Origin of the sequence: Neoroseomonas alkaliterrae, assembly GCF_014199195.1 — a bacterium.
Classification (GTDB): Bacteria; Pseudomonadota; Alphaproteobacteria; order Acetobacterales; family Acetobacteraceae; genus Neoroseomonas; species Neoroseomonas alkaliterrae.
In genome coordinates, this window is the sequence record NZ_JACIJE010000010.1 from 162,364 (window position 1) to 170,898 (window position 8,535).

Sequence of the window (8,535 nt, forward strand, 5' to 3'; positions counted from 1 at the left end):
CCGGGCGGAAGGCTGCGGCGCGCGGCGGAGTCCCGCATGCCGTGGCGCGACTGTAGGCGCCATGATCACGGCCGAGAATGGCGCGAGCGTGGCGGTGCCCAGCATGCGCGGCCGGAGGGCCGCGCGCCGTGAAGCGCTTCAGCCGGGGGCGGGCTAGGCGCCGCGCGCCGGGGCCGCCTAGGCCTCCACCACCACGTAGGAATCCTCGACGCGCACCGGGAAGGTCTCGGCGGTGTAGGGGCCCTCCACGAGCGCCGCGCCGGCCTCCACCCGCGCCGGGAAGGGCCGCACCTTGGTCCGGCGCGGGTCGAACCAGGACTTGCCGGTGCGGATGTCGAACTCCCACTGGTGCCAGGGGCAGCGGATGAACTCGCCCGCGCGCGAGAAGCGGTAGGTGCCCGGTTCCTCCGACTGGGTCAGGCCGCAGAGGATGCCGCCCGAGAGCGGCCCGCCCTGATGGGGGCAGCGGTCGAGCAGCGCGAAGAAGGCGCCGTCCAGGTTGAACACCACGATGCGCTTGCCTGCGGCCTCGATCACCTTGCGCGCGCCGGGCGGGATTTCCGCGACCGGCGCCACCACATGCCTCGCCATCAGAACCCGAACAGCCTCCGCGCATTGCCGCCGTAGATCGCTGCGCGCTTCTCCTCCGGGATGAAGGCGGGAATGGCGAGGCGCGGGTCGTCGAAATCCCAGTGCGGATAGTCGGAGGCGAAGAGGATGCGGTCCCAGCCGATCCATTCCATGGCGTCGAGCAGGTGCTCGGGCCGCTCCGGCTCCTCGATCGGCTGGGTCGAGACGAAGACATGCTCGCGCATGACCTCGGACGGCGCGCGCTTCAGGTGCGGCACTTCGTCCTTCAGCCGCTTCCACGTCGCATCGAGCCGCCAGGCGAGCGAGGGCATCCAGCCGAAGCCGCATTCGATCATGATGACCTTGAGGCCCGGGAAGCGCTCGAAGATGCCCTCCACCACCATGGAACTGACCTGCGCCTGCGCGCTGGTCGCGTGCTCCTGCACCTCCTCGACATAGAAGGAGGGCCAGCCGCCATTCGTCATGGCGTGGCCGGAATAGCCGAAGGCGTGGATGCCGACGGGCAGCCCCGCCTCCGCCGCCGCCTGCCAGATCGGCCAGTAGCGTTGCCGGCCGAGCGGCTCGGAGGTGCGGCTCATCAGCAGCACCTGGCAGAAGCGCGGATCGCCGGCCCGGCGGCGGATCTCCTCGGCCGAGGCGGCGCCGTCCTCGTAGGGCACGACGATCGAGCCGCGCAGCCGCGGCTCGTGCCGCAGCCAGTGCTCGACCTGCCATTCGTTGACCGCGCTGGCGAGCGCGACCGACAGCCCGTCATTCACGTCGCCCTGCCCCGAGGGCTGCAGCGGGTTCAGCACGCCCACATCCATGCCGTAGGCGTCGAGCAGCTGCGCCTGCAGGAAGGGCAGGTCCGAGGCGGGCGGTCCGCCGCCCGGCGGCCAGGCGTCGCGCCGGCAGGCGAGCGGCGCGGCCTTCGGGAAGGGATAACCCTTGGCGAAGCCGTGCCGCGCATGGATGCCGTAGGTGGCAAGGCGGTGCCACGCCGCCTCGGTGAGGAAGGGGCGGAACTCGCCGAGGTCGCGCACGCGCGGATGGATGTCGCAATCCACGAGGCCGAGGGTCGCGGCGGCCGGGCGGCCCGGCGCGGCGATGGGGCGGACGAGGTTCATGCGGTGCCTCCTTCCCGGATGCGAGCATAGGTCGCGCGCGGATTGTCCACCATGATCCTGTGCAGCAGCCCTGGCGGAAGGCCGGGCGGGGCGGTTGCGTCGCCCTCGAAATGCCAGTGCGGCCAGTCGGTCGCCCAGAGCAGCATGGCGTCCGAGCGCAGATGGTCCATCAGCCGCTCCACCACCGCCGGATCCTCGGGCGCATCGAAGGGGCGGATGGTCAGGCGCACATGGTCGCGCACGATCTCGGCCGGCGGGCGGTCCACCCACGGGATCTCGAAGCGCACGCCCTTCCAGCACTTGGTGAGGCGCCAGAGGAAGGCCGGCAGCCAGGACACGCCGCTCTCGATCAGCACCACCGTCAGGCCGGGGAACTTCCCGAACACGCCTTCGGTCACCAGGGAGGCGAGGCTCGCCTGGAAGCCGAGGGAATTGGCCGCGTATTCCTCGACATGCCAGGACGGCCAGCCGACCGAGGTGGGCGGGTGCCGCCAGGCGCTGCCGGCATGGATGCCGAGCGGCAGGCCGTGGCGCTCCAGCGCCGCATGGACCGGCCACCATTCGCGCCGGCCAAGCGGGATCTCGCCCATGCAGAGCACCATGCCCTGCACGAAGCGGCGATCGGGCGCGAGGCGCTCGATCTCGGCCACCGCCTCCTCGACGCCGTTGGGCAGCAGGATGGAGGCGCGCAGCCGCGCGTCGCGGTCGAGCCATTCGGCCCGCACCCAGTCGTTCACCGCCCGCGCCATGGCGGCCGACATGTCGCGGCTGAAGGGCAGTTGCGCGGGAAAGAGCGGGTTCAGGATGCCCGCCGCAGCACCCCAGCGGTCGAGCACCTGGCGCCGCAGCAGGGCGACATCGCCCGGCGCCTGGCCCTTCGGCCCGCGCCAGTCCGCCCGGCAGGTAGAGGGCGCATTGGGCGGGTAGGAGGCGCTTTCGAGCGTCTCGATCCCGCGCTCGACCAGCGTGTGGCGCCAGTATTCGTCCATGTAGGGCAGCAGGGCCGCCACCCCGGGCACGGCCGGATGCAGGTCGCAGTCGATCGCGGCGTCTGTCACGGTTCCTCCAGCGTTGCGCCCAGGTTCGACCCGATCGGCGCCGGGGGCAATGGGCAGGGCGGCCGGCAGCCGCGATACTGGTCTTATGACCCAGGCCCATCCCCGCGTCCTTGCCCTCGAGGGCGCCTCCAACCTGCGCGACATCGGCGGCTGGCCGGTGGCCGACGGGCGTCGCGTGCGCCACGGCATCGCCTACCGCTCCGCCGCGCTGCACGGGCTGACCGAGGCGGATCTCGGGCAGCTCGCCCGGACCGGGCTGAGGACGGTCTGCGACTTGCGCGGCACGCAGGAGGCGGCGCGCGCGCCCTCCCGCCTGCCGCCCGGCGCGGCGGCGCATCCGCTGCCGATCGAGCCCTTCGTCGGCGCCTCGCTGCGCGACATGCTCGAACGCGGGGCGGCGACCGGCGAAGGGGCGACGGCGCTGCTGCGGGAGGCCTATCTCGCCTATGTGAGCGACCATCTCCCGGCCTACCGGCGCCTCTTCGCGCTGCTGCTCGAGGAGGAACGGCGCCCGCTGCTGTTCCATTGCTCGGCCGGGAAGGACCGCACGGGCATCGGCGCGGCGCTGATCCTGACGGTGCTCGGCGCCGACCGCGCGACGGTGGTCGCGGACTATGTCGCGACCGACCGCTTCTGGCGCCGCGACCATCCGCTGCCGCCGGGCGTACCGCGGGCGGCGGCGGATGCGATCCTCGCCACCCATCCGGCGCTGCTCGAGGAGGCGTTGGACGCGGCGCTGACGCGTTTCGGCGGCGTCGAGGGGCTGGCGGCCGATGGGCTCGGCCTCGATGCCTCCTCGCTGGGGCGGCTGCGCGAGGCGATGCTGGCATGAGCGCGGCCGCCGCGCTCCAGCCGGCCCCCATCGAAACCCCGCCGCCGGGCGAGGCGCGGGAGGTCGTGCCCGGCCTGCGCTGGATGCGCTTTCCCCTCCCCTTCGCGCCGCATCACGTGAATGTCTGGCTGATCGAGGACGAGGCGGGCTGGACGGCGGTGGATGCCGGCGTCGCCAATGACGAGACCCGCGGCCACTGGCAGGCGGCGCTCGGCGGCCCCGCCTTCGGCGGCCGCGCGCTCTCGGGGCTGCTGGTGACGCATTTCCACCCCGACCATGCCGGGCTGATGGGCTGGCTCTGCGGCGCGCACGGCGTGACGCCAATGATGACGCGCATCGAGTGGCTTCAGGCGCGGTCCCTGTGGTTCGACACCGGCGCGGAGATGCTGGACCACCAGGCGGCCTTCGCGCACGCGGCCGGCGCGCCGGAAACCTACTGCGCCTTCCTGCGCGCGCGCGGGCCGCTCTATGTGCGGGCGGTCGCGCCGCCGCCGCGCGCCTTCGCGTCCATCGCGGACGGGCAGCGGCTGCGCATCGGCGGGCGGGAATGGCACGTCATCACCGGCCAGGGGCACGCGCCCGACATGGCCTGCCTGCATTGCCCCGAGGCCGGCGTGCTGATCGCGGCGGACCAGATCCTGCCGCGCATCACGCCCTATGTCGGGCTGCATGCCGGCGAGCCGATGGCCGATCCTCTCGGGGCCTTCCTCGCCTCGCTCGACCGCTTCCGCGCCCTGCCGGAGGAGACGCTGGTGCTGCCCTCGCATGGCGAGCCCTTCCGCGGGCTGCATGCGCGTCTCGATGCGCTCGCGGCGCATCACGAGGAGCGCCTCGCGCTGCTCGAAGCCGCCTGCGCCGCGCCCGCGACGGCGCACGGCCTGCTGCCCGCGCTGTTCCGGCGGCCGCTCGACGACCGCAACCTCGGCTTCGGCCTCGGCGAGACGCTCGCGCATCTGCGCCGCCTCGAAGCCCAGGGGCGGGTGGAAAGGCTGCCCGCCGCCGACGGCACCATCCTTTGGCGAAGGCGCTGAGCCATGCCGCGCCCGATGCGCCGGATCCCGCCCGCGCGCGCCATGATCGTCGCGCCGCAGCCCGAGGCCGTGGAGGCGGGCGCGGCCGTGCTCGCCGCCGGCGGCAACGCGATGGATGCGACGCTGGCCTGCGCCTTCACCCAGGGTGTCGTGGACCCGATGATGTGCGGCCTCGGCGGGCTCGGCGTGATGACGGTGCATGATCCGCGCAGCCGCGCGCAGATCGTCTTCGACGGCCTCTCCCCCTGCCCCGCCGCCGCCCATGAGGCGATGTGGGCGCATCTCTTCGAGCGCGAATGCACGGACGGCTACGGCTTCGTGCTGAAAGGCGCGCCGAACGAGGTCGGCCGCGCCTCCGTCACGGTGCCCTCCATCCTGCGGACCTTCGCCGAGGCGCATGGCGCCTTCGGGCGGCTGCCCTGGCGCGACCTCTTCGCCGGCGCCATCGCCTGCGCGCGCGAGGGGTGGATGGTCCGCCCGCATGTCCACATGATGATGACGGCCGACGAACGCGCCTATGGCCGCGTCAACATCGCGGACAAGCTCGCGCACACGCCGGATGCCGCGCGGCTCTACCTGCGCGCGGACGGCACGCCGAAGCGGCCGGGCGAGCGCGTGGTGAACGAGGATCTCGCCGCGACGCTCGAGACGATCGCCCGCGACGGCGCCGATGCCTTCTACACCGGGGAGATCGCACGGCGCATCGCCGCCGACATGGCCGCCCATGGCGGGCTGGTCACCGCAGCCGACCTCGCCGCCGTGCAAGCGCGGCGCGTCGCGCCGCTGCGCGTGCCCTATCGCGGCCGCACGCTTGTGCTGCCGCCCCCGCCCGCGGGCGGCATCTTCGTGGGCGAGGTGCTGCGCATCCTCGAGCATTTCGACCTGCCGGGGATGGGGCACAACAGCCCCGCGATGATCGCCGTGCTGGCCGAGGCGCTGAAGCGCGCGGGGCTCGACAAGGATCGCCATGTCGGCGACCCGGATTTCGTGGACATTCCGCTCGACCGCCTGCTGTCGGATGCCTACGCCGCCGACTGCGCGGCGTGCATCAAGGCAGGCGAGCGCGCCAGCCTCGCCCGCGCGGGCGCCGAGCCCAAGGGCACGACGACCATCTCCTGCGTGGATCGGGACGGGATGGTGGTCAGCGTCACGCACACGCTCGGCATGCCTTCGGGGGTGGTGCCGCCCGGCCTCGGCTTCATGCTGAACGGGGCGATGAACTGGTACGACCCGCGGCCCGGCCGGGCGACCTCCATCGCGCCGGGCAAGCGGCGCTTTTCCTCCATGTCGCCGCTGATCGTGATGGAGGGCGAGGAGCCTGTCGCGACCCTCGGCGCGCCGGGCGGTGCCTGGATCGGCGTGGCCCTCGCGCAGGTGCTGGTGAACCTGCTCGACTTCGGCATGGGCATCCAGGAGGCGGTGCTGGCGCCGCGGATCAGCGCGACGAGCGAGACGCTCGACCTCTCCCTGCGCATCCCCCGCGCGGCCGAGGCGGCGCTGCGGGCGGATGGCTACCGCGTGAAGCGCGTGCCCGCCACCTATGCCTTCGCCGGTGTGCATGGCATTGCGATGTGGGACGGGCTGCTGGAAGGTGCGGCGGACCCGCAGAGGGATGGCTATGCGGCGGGCATCGCGTGAGCGGGCGCATGCGGCGCCGCCTTCGCGCCCGGGACAGCGAAGTGCAAGGGAACCGAGACGATGAACGCCACCGACACCATCGCCGCCATCCGCGCCGATGCGCGTTTCGCCGCCGCCGCCGCGACGCTCGCCGCCGAGCATGAGCGGATCGTGCAGGATGTCATCACCCTGACCGAGATCCCCGCGCCCCCCTTCGGCGAGGAGAGGCGCGCCGCGGCCTATCTCGGGATGCTGCGCGACCACGGCCTCGAGGAGGTCGAGCAGGACGAGATCGGCAACGTCATGGGCCTGCGGCGCGGCTTCGGGAATGGTGGCATCCTGGTCGTCGCCGCGCATCTCGACACGGTGTTCCCCGCCGGCACGGATGTGCGCGTCCGCCGCGAGGGCAGCCGGCTCTACGCCCCGGGCATCTCGGACGACACCTGGTCGCTCGCGGTCAATCTCGGCTTCATCCGCGCCCTCGATGCGGCGGGCATCCGCACGCGGGACGACATCCTCTTCGTCGGCGACGTCGGCGAGGAAGGGCTCGGCGACCTGCGCGGCGTGCGGCACCTCTTCGCGCGCTCGCGCCACCGCGAGCGCATCCGGGCCTTCCTCACGGTGGACAGCCCGGAGGTGGACCGCATCGTCGCCGGCGGCGTCGGCTCGCGCCGCTACCGCGTGACCTTCCGCGGCCCGGGCGGGCATTCCTACGCCGCCTTCGGGCTGGTGAACCCGATGTATGCGATGGCCGAGGCGGCCCGCGCGCTTGCCGCCGTCGAGGTGCCGAATTCCCCGCCGACGACGCATTGCGTCAGCATCGTCTCGGGCGGCACCTCGATCAACGCCATCCCCAATGCGGTGACGATGGAGGTGGACCTGCGCTCCGCCTCGGCGGCCGAGCTCGATCGGCTCGATGCGCGCTTCCTCGCCATCGTGGACGAGGCGGTGGCGGCCGAGAATGCGGCGCGTTCGATCAATGCCGGCGTCATCACCGCCGAGGTGCAGCGCGTCGGTGATCGCCCGGCCGGCGAGACGCCGGCGGGCGCGCCGATCCGCGCCTTCGCCGCCGCGGCCGTGGCGGCCGAGGGCTACACGCCGCGCTTCGAATTCTCCTCCACCGATGCGAATGTGCCGATGAGCCTCGGCATCCCGGCCCTGAAGGTCGGCGCGGGCGGTCGCGGCGGGCGGGCGCATTCGCTCGAGGAATGGCTGGACGTGGCGCCGGAGGAAAGCCTGCGCGGCATGCGCACTACGCTTGCCGCGATCCTCGCGCTGGCGGGCATGGAGGGGATCGGCTGACCGGCGCGCGCCGCGCGGTCAGGCGGGAAAGGCGCGCGCGGCGAGGGCCGCGAGATGGTCATGCCCCAGCCGCGCATAGGTCAGGGGATGCGCCTTCGCGGGATCCTGCTCGGCCTCCACCACCAGCCAGCCGCGGTAGCCTCCCGCGGCCAGGGCATCCAGGACGGCGGCGAAATCCACCATCCCGTCGCCGGGCACGGTGAAGAGGCCCTCCAGCACCGCCGCGAGGAAGGGCAGGTCGGCCGCCGTCGTGCGCCCGAGGACGTCCCGGCGCAAGTCCTTGCAATGCACATGCGCGATGCGCGGCGCATGGCGGCGTGCCGCCGCGACCGGGTCGCCGCCGGCAGCCGTGAGGTGGCCGGTATCGAGAAGCAGCCCGACCGCGGGATCAGTGGCCGCCATCAGCCGGTCTATCTCGGCCTCGCTCTGCACCACCGTCCCGAGATGGTGGTGGTAGGCGAGCCGAAGGCCGCGCGCGGCCATGCGCCGCGCCATCTCGTTCATGCGTGGCGCCAGCACGGCCCAGTCCTCCTCGCCCAGCACGGGCCGGCGGGAGAGCGGCGTCGTCCGCGCCCCGTGCACGGCGCGCGAGACCTCGGCGAAGACGCAGACCGTGCAGCCCATGACGGAGAGCAGAGAAAGATGCGGCTCCGCCGCCGCCATCTCCGCCTCCACATCGCGTTCGAGCAACCGCGCGCCATACCAGCCCGAGGCCAGGGCGAGCCCGTGGCGCGCGAGGATCGGTGCCAGGACTGGCGCCTCGCGCGGGAACTTGTTGCCGAGCTCGATGCCCTCGAAGCCGGCCTCGCGCGCTTCCGCGAGGCAGGTCTCGAGCGGGGTCGCCGCGCCGAGTTCCGGCATGTCGTCATTGACCAGCCCCCATCGAGTGATCCAGGCGGAATGTTATACCAATTCCCATGGCGTGTGACTCAGGTGGGGGATTCCCCGACGCGGGGGTGATGTGATTCACCCTGGTGAGCATCGGAGGCTCACCATGG

At 72.9% G+C, this 8,535-nt stretch carries 8 protein-coding genes; 4 read left to right on the forward strand and 4 right to left on the reverse strand.

All coding sequences use genetic code 11. The features are described 5' to 3' along the window. Positions 1-177 precede the first annotated feature (177 nt). Genes FHS88_RS16815 through FHS88_RS16825 form a run of 3 tightly spaced genes read right to left on the reverse strand, consistent with a single transcriptional unit; the run spans position 178 to position 2,755 of the window. Positions 178-591, reverse strand: a complete 414-nt coding sequence (locus tag FHS88_RS16815; protein WP_184486626.1) for a Rieske (2Fe-2S) protein — start codon at positions 589-591, stop codon at positions 178-180. Further along, a complete protein-coding gene (locus tag FHS88_RS16820) occupies positions 591-1,697 on the reverse strand; it encodes an amidohydrolase family protein (protein WP_184486627.1) in 1,107 nt (368 codons plus the stop codon). The genes FHS88_RS16815 and FHS88_RS16820 overlap by 1 nt, the downstream gene beginning before the upstream one ends. Then, positions 1,694-2,755 (reverse strand): amidohydrolase family protein, encoded by a 1,062-nt coding sequence (locus FHS88_RS16825; protein ID WP_211842644.1) that lies wholly within the window; start codon positions 2,753-2,755, stop codon positions 1,694-1,696. The genes FHS88_RS16820 and FHS88_RS16825 overlap by 4 nt, the downstream gene beginning before the upstream one ends. 85 nt (positions 2,756-2,840) lie before the next feature. Here FHS88_RS16825 and FHS88_RS16830 point away from each other — a divergent pair, with 85 nt between their 5' ends. The 4 genes from FHS88_RS16830 to FHS88_RS16845 are packed head-to-tail and all read left to right on the forward strand — an operon-like array spanning position 2,841 to position 7,537. After that, a complete protein-coding gene (locus FHS88_RS16830) occupies positions 2,841-3,587 on the forward strand; it encodes a tyrosine-protein phosphatase (RefSeq protein WP_184486629.1) in 747 nt (248 codons plus the stop codon). Next, positions 3,584-4,618: an MBL fold metallo-hydrolase gene (locus FHS88_RS16835; protein ID WP_184486630.1), complete on the forward strand. Its 1,035-nt coding sequence runs from the start codon at positions 3,584-3,586 to the stop codon at positions 4,616-4,618. The genes FHS88_RS16830 and FHS88_RS16835 overlap by 4 nt, the downstream gene beginning before the upstream one ends. Positions 4,619-4,633: 15 nt before the next feature. Further along, complete coding sequence (locus tag FHS88_RS16840; RefSeq protein ID WP_184486631.1) at positions 4,634-6,256, forward strand: gamma-glutamyltransferase family protein; 1,623 nt, start codon at positions 4,634-4,636, stop codon at positions 6,254-6,256. Between the two features lie 60 nt (positions 6,257-6,316). Further along, positions 6,317-7,537: a M20/M25/M40 family metallo-hydrolase gene (locus tag FHS88_RS16845; RefSeq protein WP_184486632.1), complete on the forward strand. Its 1,221-nt coding sequence runs from the start codon at positions 6,317-6,319 to the stop codon at positions 7,535-7,537. Between the two features lie 18 nt (positions 7,538-7,555). Here FHS88_RS16845 and iolE read toward each other — a convergent pair whose 3' ends face one another. Then, complete coding sequence (gene iolE, locus FHS88_RS16850) at positions 7,556-8,398, reverse strand: myo-inosose-2 dehydratase (protein ID WP_184486633.1); 843 nt, start codon at positions 8,396-8,398, stop codon at positions 7,556-7,558. Between the last annotated feature and the right edge of the window lie 137 nt (positions 8,399-8,535).

Bases quoted from the DNA above. Each gene is read 5' to 3' on its own strand.
- FHS88_RS16815 (WP_184486626.1), bottom strand. From the start codon at position 591: ATGGCGAGGCATGTGGTGGCGCCGGTCGCGGAAATCCCGCCCGGCGCG.
- FHS88_RS16820 (WP_184486627.1), bottom strand. From the start codon at position 1,697: ATGAACCTCGTCCGCCCCATCGCCGCGCCGGGCCGCCCGGCCGCCGCG.
- FHS88_RS16830 (WP_184486629.1), top strand. From the start codon at position 2,841: ATGACCCAGGCCCATCCCCGCGTCCTTGCCCTCGAGGGCGCCTCCAAC.
- FHS88_RS16835 (WP_184486630.1), top strand. From the start codon at position 3,584: ATGAGCGCGGCCGCCGCGCTCCAGCCGGCCCCCATCGAAACCCCGCCG.
- FHS88_RS16840 (WP_184486631.1), top strand. From the start codon at position 4,634: ATGCGCCGGATCCCGCCCGCGCGCGCCATGATCGTCGCGCCGCAGCCC.
- FHS88_RS16845 (WP_184486632.1), top strand. From the start codon at position 6,317: ATGAACGCCACCGACACCATCGCCGCCATCCGCGCCGATGCGCGTTTC.
- iolE (WP_184486633.1), bottom strand. From the start codon at position 8,398: ATGCCGGAACTCGGCGCGGCGACCCCGCTCGAGACCTGCCTCGCGGAA.